15 protein-coding genes are annotated in these 14,943 nt (G+C 42.5%); 4 read left to right on the forward strand and 11 right to left on the reverse strand.

Annotated elements, in window-relative coordinates:
* Positions 1–53 precede the first annotated feature (53 nt).
* On the forward strand, positions 54–308 hold the full coding sequence (locus H171_RS10000; RefSeq protein WP_100305004.1) for a hypothetical protein: 255 nt from the start codon (positions 54–56) through the stop codon (positions 306–308).
* Here H171_RS10000 and H171_RS10005 read toward each other — a convergent pair.
* Positions 305–1,348, reverse strand: coding sequence for a P1 family peptidase (locus H171_RS10005; protein ID WP_100305005.1), 1,044 nt, complete (start codon positions 1,346–1,348; stop codon positions 305–307). The genes H171_RS10000 and H171_RS10005 overlap by 4 nt on opposite strands.
* A gap of 165 nt (positions 1,349–1,513) precedes the next feature.
* Here H171_RS10005 and H171_RS10010 point away from each other — a divergent pair, with 165 nt between their 5' ends.
* Positions 1,514–1,753, forward strand: coding sequence for a hypothetical protein (locus H171_RS10010; protein ID WP_025232640.1), 240 nt, complete (start codon positions 1,514–1,516; stop codon positions 1,751–1,753).
* A 110-nt stretch (positions 1,754–1,863) separates the two neighbouring features.
* On the opposite strand, the gene H171_RS10015 is transcribed toward H171_RS10010, so the two are convergent.
* The 3 genes from H171_RS10015 to H171_RS25015 form a co-directional block, all read right to left on the reverse strand.
* Positions 1,864–3,000 (reverse strand): AI-2E family transporter, encoded by a 1,137-nt coding sequence (locus H171_RS10015; protein WP_100305006.1) that lies wholly within the window; start codon positions 2,998–3,000, stop codon positions 1,864–1,866.
* Between the two features lie 12 nt (positions 3,001–3,012).
* A complete protein-coding gene (locus H171_RS10020; protein ID WP_100305007.1) occupies positions 3,013–4,167 on the reverse strand; it encodes an alanyl-tRNA editing protein in 1,155 nt (384 codons plus the stop codon).
* A gap of 134 nt (positions 4,168–4,301) precedes the next feature.
* Positions 4,302–4,577 (reverse strand): hypothetical protein, encoded by a 276-nt coding sequence (locus H171_RS25015; protein ID WP_157803138.1) that lies wholly within the window; start codon positions 4,575–4,577, stop codon positions 4,302–4,304.
* A 274-nt stretch (positions 4,578–4,851) separates the two neighbouring features.
* On the opposite strand from H171_RS25015, the gene H171_RS10030 reads away from it, so the two are divergent.
* Both H171_RS10030 and H171_RS10035 read left to right on the forward strand, forming a co-directional pair.
* The gene (locus tag H171_RS10030) at positions 4,852–5,424 is read left to right on the forward strand and encodes a hypothetical protein (protein ID WP_100305009.1); all 573 of its coding nucleotides are present in this window, start codon (positions 4,852–4,854) and stop codon (positions 5,422–5,424) included.
* 58 nt (positions 5,425–5,482) lie between these two features.
* Positions 5,483–5,770 (forward strand): hypothetical protein, encoded by a 288-nt coding sequence (locus H171_RS10035; RefSeq protein WP_100305010.1) that lies wholly within the window; start codon positions 5,483–5,485, stop codon positions 5,768–5,770.
* A 60-nt stretch (positions 5,771–5,830) separates the two neighbouring features.
* Here H171_RS10035 and H171_RS10040 read toward each other — a convergent pair whose 3' ends face one another.
* The 7 genes from H171_RS10040 to leuS all read right to left on the reverse strand — a co-directional run bounded on the left by H171_RS10040 (position 5,831) and on the right by leuS (position 14,865).
* Positions 5,831–7,165: a LysM peptidoglycan-binding domain-containing protein gene (locus H171_RS10040; RefSeq protein WP_100305011.1), complete on the reverse strand. Its 1,335-nt coding sequence runs from the start codon at positions 7,163–7,165 to the stop codon at positions 5,831–5,833.
* A gap of 90 nt (positions 7,166–7,255) precedes the next feature.
* Complete coding sequence (locus H171_RS10045; RefSeq protein WP_100305012.1) at positions 7,256–8,338, reverse strand: CPBP family intramembrane glutamic endopeptidase; 1,083 nt, start codon at positions 8,336–8,338, stop codon at positions 7,256–7,258.
* A gap of 429 nt (positions 8,339–8,767) precedes the next feature.
* On the reverse strand, positions 8,768–9,424 hold the full coding sequence (locus tag H171_RS10050) for a hypothetical protein (protein WP_157803139.1): 657 nt from the start codon (positions 9,422–9,424) through the stop codon (positions 8,768–8,770).
* A gap of 7 nt (positions 9,425–9,431) precedes the next feature.
* Positions 9,432–9,590 (reverse strand): hypothetical protein, encoded by a 159-nt coding sequence (locus H171_RS24125; protein WP_157803140.1) that lies wholly within the window; start codon positions 9,588–9,590, stop codon positions 9,432–9,434.
* 91 nt (positions 9,591–9,681) lie between these two features.
* Positions 9,682–10,587 (reverse strand): GDSL-type esterase/lipase family protein, encoded by a 906-nt coding sequence (locus tag H171_RS10055; RefSeq protein ID WP_100305014.1) that lies wholly within the window; start codon positions 10,585–10,587, stop codon positions 9,682–9,684.
* A 17-nt stretch (positions 10,588–10,604) separates the two neighbouring features.
* Positions 10,605–12,026, reverse strand: a complete 1,422-nt coding sequence (locus H171_RS10060; RefSeq protein WP_100305015.1) for an MBOAT family O-acyltransferase — start codon at positions 12,024–12,026, stop codon at positions 10,605–10,607.
* A 424-nt stretch (positions 12,027–12,450) separates the two neighbouring features.
* On the reverse strand, positions 12,451–14,865 hold the full coding sequence (gene leuS, locus H171_RS10065; RefSeq protein WP_100305016.1) for a leucine--tRNA ligase: 2,415 nt from the start codon (positions 14,863–14,865) through the stop codon (positions 12,451–12,453).
* Positions 14,866–14,943: the final 78 nt, after the last annotated feature.

The raw sequence follows: 14,943 nt of genomic DNA on the forward strand, positions 1-14,943 counted from the left end.
AGATTGCTTATAATAGTATCCATATAAATGAATCAGAAACGAGGTACTGCTTTATGGAAGAATACTATCAGGCAATTGAAGAAGCCATCCGCATGACAGGTTATAAAGGCCCGGTGGACGGGGAAGAAATCTATGACGAGATCTGCGATGAAATTGAGGATAAGGAACCGGGGGCCTATGTATTCATGTCAAAGAAAACGGATGATACTTTTTTTGAATATAAAATCCAGATCTTCGAAGACCAGTTTAATTTAAGCTCCATTGACATCCACTCACCGGATCAGGTTTATCACGCAGATTTTGATTAAGACAGTTCTTTGGATAGCCACAGGTCTGTAAGGGAATGAACCACATTTCCCTTGCTGCCTGTGGTTGTTTTAGCCATGGAAAGAGAATTTAGGACCGCTTCCTCCGTCGCTTCTGCTGCGGCCGTAAAGGCCGTCTCCAGGGCACTTTCTTTTAGTATGCGGATAGAAAGCAGCTCTTTTTCCGCCTGTTCCGGTATCCGGTTTGCCGTGGTAAATCCAATCATAATATCTCCACTTCCGTGTCCCATATAGGAACCTGTTCTGGAAAGTCCTACCCCAGCCCGCTTTATAATTCTCTTTAACTGACGGTCGGAGACTGGGAGATCAGTAGCAATGACTGTCATTATGGAGCCTCTGTCCAGGATCTGTGGCTCTGTCATCCGGGCAATTTCCTCTCCAACAGTCCGTCCGCCTATCATCAGGTTCTCGGTGCTTCCAAAATTCGACTGCACCAATACTCCCAGGGTATAGGTCTCTCCTCCGATTTTAAACCTTCTGGAGGCGGACCCGATTCCTCCCTTTAAGCCATAGCATACCGTGCCTCTGCCGGCTCCTACTGCCCCTTCTTCAAAATCCGGCATAGCATTTTCCATTGCCGCCCTCATCTCTTTAAGTCCCACGACCCTTTCGCTGATGTTATTCAAGACCGAATCATTGCACTCTCCCACCACAGGATTTACAGAAGCAAGTTCTGCCCCCTCCTGCCTGCATTTCTCAAGCATCAAATCCACCAGAGCATCGTGAACCTTCCCTACATTTAACGTATTGGTAAGGGCGATGGGCGTTTCCAGAGTTCCCAGCTCCTCCACCTGGATCAGTCCCTGGCTTTTGCCAAAACCATTATGAATATAAGCTGCTGCCACCAGCTTCCTCCGGAAGGGATTGTCCTTGCAGGGAATAATGACTGTGACTCCTGTTTTGTGATCCATGGTATCGATTGTGGCATGTCCCACCAGAACTCCTTCCACATCTGAGATTTTATTTAGGGGTCCCGGAGCCAGTCTTCCCGTGATGATGCCATATTCCCGTATCCTTTTCATGATCCTATCCTCCCTTTTCACATTTATGTTCTTATTATACATAATAAACAGTGCTTTGACTTCTTTTTCTTGTTTTTTCCATATTGTACCAGAGGACGAACACTGCTATAATAAGGACATAGGAAATGATAATCATTTCACGGACATTCCAGAGGAGGGATACACATGAAAATTCAAAATATCACAGATGTAGAAAAATTTTTCAAAGTAATCGAGCAGTGCAAAGGAACCGTTGAACTGGTTTCCAAGGAAGGGGACCGGATCAATTTAAAGTCCAAATTAAGCCAATACCTTTCTATGGCCACCATTTTTTCCAACGGCAGTATCATCAATGAGTTAGAGTTAGTTGCCCATGACCCGGAAGATGTGGAAAGACTCATTAAATACATGTATCAGGGAGAATAACAAAAAGAAGGATTTCGTTTCTGATAAAAGCAGGATCTTTGTGCCCTATTACTAATATAAAAAATAAGAAAGCTGCCTTGCCGGTTCATTCGGCCAGCAAGGCAGCTTTCTTATTTTTTGTTTTTAGGCTTCTTCTGCTTATCCAGCCTTTCGTTCACGATTTCCCGAAGAATGGCGTACACCACGGAACATAGCGGAATAAAAATCAGCATTCCAACAATTCCCATGGCGCTGCCACCGATGGTGACTGCAACCAGGACCCAGATGGAAGGAAGTCCTACGGAGTTTCCCACTACATGAGGGTAGATAAAGTTTCCTTCCACCTGCTGTAGCACAAAGAATATGATCAAAAAAATGAATGCATCCAAAGGCCTCACCATCAGCATTAAAAATGCACCGATGGCACAGCCGATAAATGCCCCGAACATCGGGATCAGGGCTGTAAATGCAATTAAAACGCCGATAAGTATCCCATAGGGAAGGCCAAAGGCCGTCAGGGTCAAAAAGAACATACTCCCAAGAATGACCGCTTCCATGCACTGTCCCGTAAGGAAATGGGAAAAGGTATCAGAAACCAGCGTTAAAATCTCAAGCGTCCGCAGGGTCACTTCTTCCGGTAGAAATGCCTTCATCAGCTTTTGTATCTGCCGTGAAAGAGCCTCCTTCTGAAGAAGAATATAAATGGCAAAGACAAGAGCAATTAAAAAGGCAGTCATCCCACTGATAATGGAAAGGGCAGCCGACACGGTGGAAGAAAGTACCGAACCTGCTCCGGCAGATAAAAATCCAACTATCTTTTCCAAAAAGGATTTCCAGTCAATCTCGATGCTGTTGATATAATCTGTAATCTCAGGGTTCTGGGCAAACAGTCTCTCCGCTTCCTCCTTAATACCTGCAAGAAACGCTGGAATACTGTTTTGCAGGCTTATAACGGTTTCAAGAAGCTGAGGCAACACAACAAAAATAACAAGCAGCAGGAGCCCGATTACAAACACCAGGGTAAGGCAAAGGCTTAATGGCCTGCGGATTTTGTTATCTTTCTTTACGGGCAGCAATTGTTCGATTCTGCGCATGGGGACATTGAGGATAAAAGCCATAACGCCTCCCAAAAGAAAGGGAGAGATAAATCCCACCAGCTTCATCGCCAGGGCAAACAGGCTGCGATAATTCCAGCCTGCGACCACCACGATTACGGCAAATACGATCAGGCCCCTTATTTTTTTTATTGTACTGTCATTGATTTCCATCATAATCTCCTTTTATGACTCCTCTTCAAAAGCTTTTCTGATATCTTCCTGTAAAGCCTGAAAGGTGCCCTGGGCCATCAGGGAGCTTCCTCCCCCCCGGCCGTTTAATCTTCCATTTAATGCTTTGCTCAATGCCCTCATGTCCACCTGCCCGCTTCCAAGGGCATACTGAAAGACACCCTCATCTCCTGAACATGCCAAAACAACGCTACCCTTCTTTCCTTCATACAGCATCGTGCAAAACTGTCTCAGCTGTACCGGAGATAAGTCACTTTCAAAAACCAGAAGAGGTGTATCCAGTTCCGGATAATCTCCGGCCTTTCTTTCTAAAAGCTCTTTGGAAAGCCGGCCGATTTTTCCATCCTTTTTCTGCCCTTCTTCTTTCAATCTGTCAACTGCCTCCAGGAGATGATCCGGTTTTGCCGACAGCAGGACGGAAATTCCGGACACTGCCTTCTGTTTTTTACGGTAATCTTCCAGAGCCATCCTTCCGCACAGCATGGTCACCCTGACACCGCCCTTATAATGAATCATCCCCGTCACTTTCAAAAAACCGATTTCTCCCGCCGTAATCACATGGGTTCCGCAGCAGGCACACACATCGCCTCCCGGAAACTCGATCAACCGGACTTGCCCGGTCAATTCCTTTTTACTCCGGTAATCGATACAGGAAAGCTCTTCCTTTGACGGATAAGACTCCAGAACCGGGATATCCTGCCAGATAAGTTCATTCACTTCCGTTTCTACAGCCTCTATCTGTTCCATGGTCAGGATTCCGTTAAAGTCAACGGTCACCTCATCCTTTCCCATGTGAAATCCTACGTTATCGAGGCCATAATGCTTATGTACGATTCCCGACAATAAATGTTCTCCGGAATGATTCTGCATATGGCAGAATCTCCTCTCCCAGTCTATGATTCCATTCACCCTGCTGCCAGCCTTTAAGGGCTTATCCGTTATATGAACAATGCCTTCCGGCTTTTCCCTGACATCAAGGACCGCCGCTTCCCCCAGACTACCAGTATCAGCCGGCTGTCCGCCGCCCTCCGGATAAAAAGCCGTCCGATCAAGAAACACCTCAAAAAAGCAGTCCTTCCCCGGCCTGCAATCTATCACTACCGCTTCAAATGTTTTTACATAAGGTCTGTCATAATATAATTTTTCCATCTTTTGCTCCTTATTTCTCTGTTGTACTAATTATACACAACAATTGGATAAGTTCAATCATAACAATTCTAAAATTTTAAGAAAAATTGGAAACAGTGGCAAGCTGACATTCATACACTTACATTGTAAACAAATTATTTGGAGGAACCAATATGAGTGATCTGGCAGCAACTAACTGTGGATGCGGATGTGATGGAGGATGTGGTAATAATGGCGGCTTCAATATTATCTGGCTGATCATTATCCTGTGCTTCTGTGGCGGTGGCGGCGGCTTCGGTTTCGGTGGCGGTTGCAACAACAGTTGTGGTGGCGGATGCGGCGGCGGTAATGATTGCAGTTGTATTCTGATCATCATTCTTCTGCTCTGCTGCTGTGGCGGCGGAAATAACTTCTTCTGCTAAGCAAAACATAAAACAAGGCCCGATCTTTTACAGATCGGGCCTTGTTTTTTATTTTATCAGCGGCTCTGACCGTTGGTTTTTCCAGGTCGTTGAAAAGAGTTCTGGCTGCTTACTCCTTTTAGGGGGCTCTTGTTCTGTTTTCTCTTCATGCAATCTTCATCAATTTCATATACTGAATTTCCATCTATGATTAATCGGCTTTTCATATCTAAATCACTCTCCTGTAATACTAATATATGCAGACGCATATATTGTCAACAAGAAAAGTAAGGAATCTTATGCCATGAACAACGAGCAAAATATTCGCGCAAATGATCTGGACTCCCTTATCGGTGATAATCATCTTCAGATGATGAAGGCTGCCCTGCCTTATATGAGTGTTTCCCAGCAGCGTTTAATGTCCTACTTCGTTAAAATAAACGAGCTGCGCCGCACCATTAATCTTTTTGAAGAAGGAGAGGTAGCTGCCATGGGACTCAACTCCTCAAGGGAAAGAGAGCGGAATAATAACCCCATTGACATGCTGAACACCATAAAGTCCTTCGCGAATCCGGCGGAACAGGATCTCATTGACCTTATTATCAACTTCTCCCAGGGCCTTAGGCTGGCCAACTCTTACCCGGAGCCAAGCCCGGTACCAAGTTCCACCATACCGGTCCAGGCCCAATCCCAATCCCAGTTCCAATCTCAATCCCAGCCGGAAGGATCCGGAAGGCCTGCTGGCAACCACCGGCAGAATAATAACCCCCTTGGACGGATGCCACTGGATCAGCTCAAAAATTTCATGCCGCCGGAACAACAGGCCCGGTTTGAAACCATGCAGCTTATGATGTCTGCCATGCAGCAGATGAATTAATCCATGTTCCTACCCAGGCTCCCTTACCATATCCCATAGAAAGGAAGAATGACAACCTATGAATATTAACTGGAAACAAGACCCCAGACTTAGAAATATGAATCCGCAAAAACTCTCCATGCTGACTGAATTTGCAAAGCGGGTAGAATCCACTCCAAAAGACCAGCTTGTTCCAACGCTTTTAAACTTAAATGCGGAAGCAAGCCGAAAAGGCATTCAGTTCAGTAATGAAGAGACTGACCTTCTCATTACCATTATGAGCGCCAACATGACTCCAAACGAGCGGAAACGAATGGATACCTTACGGATGCTTTCCCAAAATTTAATGAGGCGCAATACAAAATAGGAACAAGGACATTATGGGCGGTCCCAATAGGGATCCGCTATAATGTCCTTGTTTTATCACTCAGCACTTTGGCCTGGCCACTGGCCGGCATCCCTGCTTCATCACGCTCTCCATAAGCTTCTCTATGTAATATTGAGTATTAATAATAAACAACATTTGAACATCGAATCTCATAATCGTCCAAATAGATAAACCCTGTAGGTTATATTCTTCTGCCAGCCCTGCTCTTGCATTAAAGCTTATTGCATCTTTAAACCATATTACATGCATGCTCCCATCACGATCTTTATAGTAGAAGTAAGGCGACTGCGCTGCATCATTAAATTGTATTGGCAGATCGTTTTCCGCTGCAATTTGTACCGCTTTATTATTAGACATTACACTGGCGGCCGTAGCACCTGGAACATAGGGAAGTGTCCAATCATAACCTTGAGTGGTAATTCCTAATATGATTTTTTCCTTAGGAATAATACTAGCTACGTAATCTAATAATTCTCTTAGAACATTAACGGGGAAAACTGAATTCGGGTAGTTGTAAATCCTTGCCCAATCATAGGAAGCAAATATGATTCCATCTACATAATCAGATAATTTGGCATAGTCAAATTTTCCAAAGCTGACATAAGGGGTATCATAATCCGTGATAGGTGTTACGGTAATCACGATCCTGAAGCCTTCTGCATGAAAAATCGCTGAGGCTTTCTTCAAATAATCCGCAACGCGATTGATGTTGTCAAAGGTGATGTCTTCGACATATATGTTAATCCCGTAATAACCTTTCCTTTTTAGTGTTTGAAGAGCATGATCAATAAGACGATCCTGTAAAGAAGGATTATTTAAAATTTCATAGTTCACTTCATGGCTCGCTATTCCTTCTTCTGTGATAGTGGAAACAAATAACATGGGCGCAACTCCATATGTTTTAGCTAACTGGATAAGTTCAGTGTCGTCAGCCCTGGCAATAATTTCCCCCTCAATTGAAGCCCTATAATTGAAAATTGTTAAATAAGTTAAAAAAGGCAGTGTTTTTATTAAAACAGATTTATCGATATATGGAAAGGCATAGCCACCAGTGTTAATAGTACTTGTTCTATTCGTTTGATAATTTATAACAATCGTTTCACCGGTGTACAAAAATTTTCTATCTGAGAGATAGGGATTATTTCTCAGTAATTCCATAGGTGATACGTTATGCTGCTTTGCAATACTATTTAAAGTATCGCCGGGCCGGACGGTATAGAGTATTTCCGGTTGAACAATTATAATGGTTTGGCCTATTGCTAAATTGACAGGGTTAGTTATTCCGTTTTCTAATATTAATCTGTCAACAGGAATTTTGTAATACTCTGATATTGAATGGATGGTTTCGCCGGGTTGGACAACATGTATGATCATGGCTTTCCTCAAATGAACTTATTAATTCAATTATATGCTAATCCTATCTGTTCATACGATTAAAATTTCGCTAACAGATGGCTGCACCTATCATTCTATCGTATCCTGCCATTGTGCCAGCTCTTCCAATTTCTTCATCAGCCGATCCACTCGTTCGTCCATTGTTGGAAGCCTCCGGCTATCATTTTTATAATAACTTGTAAAAATAACACCTGCAAACAACAGTGTATTGACCACCAGTAATACAATCACACCATTCCATGTTACGTCCTGATTTTGTAAAACATCCTCCGTATAATTACCGGTAATAATCGGAACCAGATTATTGTTAATAAAATGCAAAATAACTACCGTCCATATATTATCGGTTTTTAAATAAGCCCAGCCATAGAATATTCCCAATGAAACACATGTAATTAATTGTCCTGTCAGGCTGATAAGCCCAACAGATGGAGAGGAATAATAAAAGAAATTAATGGGCAAATGCCACACGCCCCAGGCAATTCCAAGAATTAACACACCGCGGACCATTCCAAACTTTTTTTGCAGTATAGGCTGAAGAAAGTACCTCCAACCGTACTCCTCTCCCAAAAATGCGGTAAATATTAAAAAATAGTTTATGGGCAGCGTGATTAACATCAGCCAGGTAACAGGCTTTTGTATTAATTCAAACATGGTTTGCATTTGACCGCTTAAGATATACATGATAACGGTTCTGCCAAAGTAAAGAATTAAATATAGCATAATAATAAGAGCAGCTTTTTTCCAACGCCCTCCTTTCAAGCCATAGGCAATACGTTTATCTTTCTTCTCAGTAAGCAGTAAAATCCAAGCTATAACAGAACCAAGTATCATTAGGTATTGAGAAATAACGTTCCAGCTCATTCCAGGCAAAATCATGCTTGCCACGGTACAAACCAATAACAGAAAGCTAAGAATTATAAAACCAATAAAAAATCTCTTAGGGATCAGAGAATCTTCTTTGTGTGTAATGAATGCGGCCAGTATCGCCCCCGAAGCAGGGTAAAACATCTGGGCCGAAGGGAAAACCGATACATCAAGCCCCTTATTATAGCCAAATCCCATTAAAATCCCCAGGATATAAGGTAATGCAAAGGCCACACCCAGAAAAATAAGCAACTGGGTTTTCTCATAATTTTTTTGACGTTCCATTTTGTTCTCCTTTTTTTAACTTTTATTTATTTAATTGTCTAATCAATTTATCTCTCCATAGTGCTGCCAGTATCGCATATCGTCTCGTACCTTATTATTATTATTACCGTGTCATATGGAACCACGAATTATCATGAATAATATCACCTCATCAAATATATGTCCCACACAAAGCATTTCATGATTATACATCCATTTTATCACATTACTTATCGTATATAAAACATTTTTATCTGCAATTACAGATTGAGTATTTTCTATGCCACTTTATCTTTATACTTAAATTTTATTTTATTAGCACTATAAAAGGCATCGGATGATTCTCTCCAATGCCTTGTTCCCTTTTATTGACTCCATATTCTGTCTTGAGATTCTATCATTGTCTTCCTTAACGTTCCGCAGTATGACCTTAACCGTAATAGAAATGCTCTAAAAATCTTCGCTCAAGAGATAAACGGCAAAGGTGACTCCGGTCTGTGTATCATAAATAACGGATAAATAACCATCTTTATATTTAAAATGCATGTCGCCATTTTGATCACTAATTGGCTCCCCAAAGGCATTCTGAAAGCTTTCTGCTTTATCACCTATTTTAGCACCTTTGAAGTCCAAATCTTCCCGCTGGGTAAATACCTGGTTGACCGTACCAGTATCCGTATTAAACCAAACTCGAATTCCGGTCTCTTTATATTCCAAACCGCCTTCGTCAACTGATTCCGGCTTCTCGCTTATATTATTGATCAGATCCTGTTTACTCGAACCCAATAAATCAAAATATGCTTCAAAAGAATTGACTTCGTTATCAGAGGAGGACACTTGGTCATGTGTAACTGACTCCTCTTCGGAAACAGCAGTAGGGGGAGTCTGTGTGGCAGTATTCTCACCGGCTTTTGAACTACTTTCCGTTCCTGCGGTATCTTGCGGATTCGTCCCCGGGGAAGAACTGGACGTACTTGAGCATCCATTTAATAAAATAAGGCACAGCATCATTATTACAGTCCATTTAATGGTTGTTTTTTTGTATTGTGAAATCATGATAATTCTCCTTTTCTTTTGATCTGCCGCAATTCCTACATTAAAAGTCAATGAACTATTATAAAACCCCTTCATTCTTTAAAATTGACTTAACCGACTTTTTCTCCAAACAATATATTCCAGCAACCTTTCTGATGTCTCCACATTTTATATATTCATCAATAATATCCTGTTCAGTAAACTCATAATTAATTGGTTCATTCATGTATTCAGTCATAAAACAACTCTCTTTCCAGTATTTTTTATTATTATACTATTTCATTAATATAAAAGCCACCAGATTTTCATAATCCAATGTCTATCCGCCGTTAAACCTTTTCTTCCTTCAGCCATTTTACCCACTCGGCATAATATTTTCCCAATACATGGGAACCGTCTGTCGAGTATGCCTGGTTCAGGCTGCCCCCTTTATCGTCAAATATTTCATTAACATCTATATAATAGCAGCTATTTTCCTCTGCTATCTTCTGTATTTCCTGATTCAGCCGATTAATTTTACTGTTACTGTAAACAGGACTTTTTTCTGATTTTTCACTGGTAATGTGGAGATTTGCTTCTAAGACCATGACTGCTTCTGGCTGCATTTCCTTGATTTTGTCCAAAACCTCTTTATATTGTTTTATGGTCTGGGACATATCATAACCCAGTTCGTTGATACCCAGCATAAGGTAAATCATCTGGTAATGTTCGCTTGAAAGAACCTCATCCAGAGTTAATTTCTCACCTCCTGATGAGACGCGGGCAGTAAATACATTGAAAACGCTCATGCCGGAGTTGGCAAATACTGAGGCATTCCCCAAATCTCCATACTCGGAAAGTCCCATGGTTCTTGAATCTCCAACAAAAAGTACGCCTCGGAAATTCTCCGGCGGCTCCGGCCTTTGTCCTGACTGCAGCAACATGGCAGATGGCGTAAATTCTGCATTCCTATCATTTGACCCGCTCGTACTGTCCGTTACATCTGCATCATTTGCTTCACTTGCACCATCTATTGACCGCTCATCAGCAGTTTCGTCTGAACGTTCAGTTACATCTAAATTGTCAGATTCGTCTGCACGATCAGTTGTTTTTATGCTGTTTCCATGCGTCCATTTGCTTCCTGCCAGATTCAGCCTCAGGGATGTTAACTGATCCATGCTTCCTGCTGATGCATGCAGAACGGCAATCAGTACCAGACTGACGGCTAAAAGAAGGGTAAACCAGTATTTTCTCATTGCTTATTCCTCACAATCTAAAAATTGAAATACATGAACGGATCATTTGCACCCATTTTCATACAATAGACACACAACCAGAATATGATCAAAAGGGCGATTGCTGTACATAGGCTTTCCCGTTTTCTGTCATACAGTCTTCGCGGAAGACCAGTCATGAAAATGAGGCCAGCGCATAAAGATAATCCGTAGATCCTTCCATATTTCAGGAAATCTCGGGTAAAATATGTATATTTCCCGACAGGCGCCAGAAAGGGGAATAGCCGCTGAATATATATTCCTAACTGTGAAAAGTCCGTTATTGCAAATAACATCCATGTAAGAGGAATTGCAAACAGCATATACACATGTCCCAAAACTCTCCAGCGTTCCAGCAGTTTTCCCAGTCCCAGCTTCTCCAATGAAATAAGTGCAAACAGCACAAATCCCCATAAGAGAAAGTTTGGGCTTGTTCCGTGCCACAGACCGGTCAGGAGCCATACGACAACCATGTTACGATAGGTTTTTAAGAATCCCTCACGGTTTCCGCCCAGCGGAATATATACGTAATTCCGAAACCAGCCGCCCAGAGTCATATGCCATCTGCGCCAAAAATCAGTCATGGTCAGAGCCATATAGGGATGGTTGAAGTTATCAGGAAGAGGAAATCCCAACATCATTCCCAGTCCCCTGGCCATCAGGGAATAGCCATAGAAATCAAAATACAACCGCAGGCTGAAAGCTGCCAGTCCCATCCACGCAAGTGGCGTTGAAATACTCTCATATCCTACTGCTCCAATCTGGTTCCACAGTCCGCCTATCTGGTTTGAAAGTAGAACCTTCAACCCCAGTCCGATTGTAAATTCCCGAAGTCCTGTTTCCACTTGTTCCATAGTATGGACCCGCTTTTTAATTAACTCCCTTAAAGAAGTATAAGTTACAATCGGTCCGGAAATGAGCTGAGGAAACATGGTCATATACAGGGAAAAGTCCAGAAATGATTTTTCTGGTGCCGCATCCCTCCGATACACATCGACCAGATAAGAAATGGCCTGGAAGGTATAAAAGCTGATTCCCAACGGAAGAGCCGGATGAAGGATAGGAACGGCCGCTTTCTCCAGCCCTCCAATTTGAAATAATAAGCTGATCTGTTCAAGCAAAAAGCCTGAATATTTAAACAGAATCAGCCAAAACAGGTTATAGGCGATTCCTAAGCGAAGCCATTTCCTGCGTCTTAAGCGAGATTTGTATCGTTTCATCTTCCTGCCAACGCAGTAATTGGCACAGACAGACAACAGCAAAAGCACCATATAGGCCGGATGCTCCGCAACTCCATAAAAATAAAAAAACAGGCTTCCTGCAAGTAGACAGAAATTTTTTGCTCTGTCCGGGCACACATAATAAAGAAGCAGAAACATCGGCAGAAATTGAAATATAAACTCCAAGCTACTAAAAATCATAAAATTTATTCCTAACATATGTATTTATTTTATTAGACGAAATAAGAGACCGGAAAGTTGCAGAATCCTGTAAAATTTTGTACTTTTTAGTAATTAAGCTACGATTTAAAGCATCAGTTCCACTCAGAGTCTCTTTGAATTGCTTTAGTCTTAAATGAAATTGCCTTCTTAATGACATGGGCAGAGATTTTTACATACATTATTTCAACACTAAATAAGGACATTATAAGCCATGTTTCAACAGCCTATAATATCCTTATTTTAAAGCATAAATTGTTTAACTTATTTACTGGATTTTAACCGAATACTTTAATACACTAATTCTACAGCAAATCAGTAATAAAGTTTAACAAGTTAAAACCGTTTGAATCCTTATAGAATCAAGTTTTTCCGTCTATTTAAAGTTTTTACCATAAAGACGGTTTTATTTGCACACGATATTTACAATTCTTCCAGGAACATAGATTTCCTTAACAATAGTTCCTGTTATCTTATCCGTGATCAAAGCCTTGCCTGCTTCAATGGCATCTTCCTTTGCTACGTCTGCAGGAAGCTTTACCACTGCACGGGTTTTACCGTTCACCTGAACTGCAACTTCGATCTCGTCATCTTTCATAGCCTCTTCATCACATTCCGGCCACTGAGCATGGAATACGGAAGTCTCGCCGCCAAGCTGCTGCCACAGCTCCTCACCGATATGTGGAGCAAAAGGAGCAACTAAAACCACAAAGGCTTTCAAGGTTTCTTTGTCAATGCCACCGGTCTTCTTGGCCAGGTCGATCAATTTATTGTTGTATTCCATAAATCCGGAAATTACTGTATTTAAGTTAAACTGATTGAAACGCTGTTCAATATCAAAGATCAGCTTGTTGCGCAGACGAAGCATATCTCTGGTGGCTTCTACATCCTTATTGCTGCTATCCGCTACCAGATTCCAGAAGCGGTGCAAGAAACGGCTGACACCTTCGATTCCCCTGTCATCCCACTCTGCATCTAATTCCGGCGGCCCTACGAAGAGCTCATACATACGAAGGGCATCACAGCCATAGTCACGCACCAAATCATCAGGAGATACCACATTTCCCTTTGACTTACTCATCTTAATTCCATTCTTTCCGTTGATCATACCCTGATTAAACAGCTTGGTAAAGGGCTCATCAAAATCCACAACACCGATGTCGTTTAAAAACTTGGTATAAAAACGGGAATACAGAAGGTGAAGTACTGCATGCTCCACGCCGCCGATATACATGTCAACCGGAAGATACTTTTTCGCTTTCTCCTTGGATACCAGTTCATTATCGTTATGACTGTCTACATAGCGAAGGAAATACCAGGAAGAACCGGCCCATTGAGGCATGGTGTTAGTCTCTCTCTTAGCAGGAGCACCGCATACCGGACAGGTGGTATTCACCCATTCATCAATATCTGCCAGCGGAGATTCTCCCGTACCGGTAGGCTGGTAGCTTTCTACCTCCGGAAGGGTGAGAGGAAGCTGGTCTTCCGGAACCGGAACATTACCGCAGTGCGGACAATGAATGATAGGAATGGGTTCTCCCCAGTAACGCTGTCTTGAGAATACCCAGTCACGCAGCTTAAAGTTTTCGGTTTTCTTTCCAAGGCCCCGTTTCTCGATCATTGCCGGAGCTTCTTTTTTAAGGAAAGAAGACTCCATTCCGTTCCACTCACCGGAATTGATCATCGTTCCGCTGGCATCGGTATAGGCTTCGGACATATTTTCAATTTCCTCGCCGTCCTTTGAGATAACCTGGACAATGGGGATGTTGAACTTTTTAGCAAACTCAAAATCCCTGTCATCATGGGCAGGTACGCACATGATGGCACCGGTACCGTAGTCGGCAAGCACATAATCGGATAGCCAGATGGGTACCTTGGCACCGCTTAAGGGATTTACTGCATAGCTGCCGGTAAATACACCGGTCTTTTCTTTATCCTGAAGACGGTCCACGTTTGACTTCATGGATGCATCGTAGATATACTTCTCAACTGCTTCTTTATTTTCCGGAGAAGCAAGGCCTGCGGCAAGGGCGTGTTCCGGTGCAAGCACCATAAAGGTGGCTCCGTATAAGGTATCAGGTCTGGTAGTATAAACTGTGATGTTCTCCTCTTTTCCGTCTACCTTAAAATCAACCTCAGCACCATAGGATTTTCCGATCCATTCAGACTGCATCTTCTTGACTTTTTCCGGCCAGTCGAGCTTATCCAGATCATTTAACAAACGATCTGCGTAAGCGGTGATTTTTAACATCCACTGTCTTAAGTTCTTCTTTGTAACTCCAGTTCCGCAGCGCTCACAGCACCCGTTTACAACTTCTTCGTTTGCAAGCCCTGTCTTACAGGATGGGCACCAGTTGATAGGGAATTCCTTCTCATAGGCCAGGCCCTTTTTAAACATCTGAACAAAAATCCACTGGGTCCATTTATAGAAGCCGGGATCCGTGGTGTTGACCTCCATATCCCAGTCATAAACAGCCGCGATCTCATTGATCTGACGCTTGATGCCCGCTACGTTTTCCGCTGTGGATTTTGCCGGATGAACTCCCATCTTGATGGCGTAATTCTCCGCCGGCAGGCCGAACGCATCCCAGCCCATGGGGTGAATCACATAATGCCCCTTTAAAATCTGATACCGGCTCCAAACATCAGAAATTACATAGCCTCTCCAATGTCCTACATGAAGACCGCTTCCTGATGGATACGGAAACATATCCAGACAGTAATATTTCTGCTTCTTTCCATCATCAACATTGATGGGGCTCTTTGCCCAGTTTTCCCGCCATTTTTTCTCAATGGCGCTGTGGTTGTATGACGCTGCCATAACAAAATTTCCTCCTTTTACAACAGGGTTTTTCCCTGTATCAAATGTCTGCAGATAAAATAATATCCGTATGAACGT

Source organism: [Clostridium] celerecrescens 18A (genome assembly GCF_002797975.1).
GTDB lineage: Bacteria > Bacillota > Clostridia > Lachnospirales > Lachnospiraceae > Lacrimispora > Lacrimispora celerecrescens.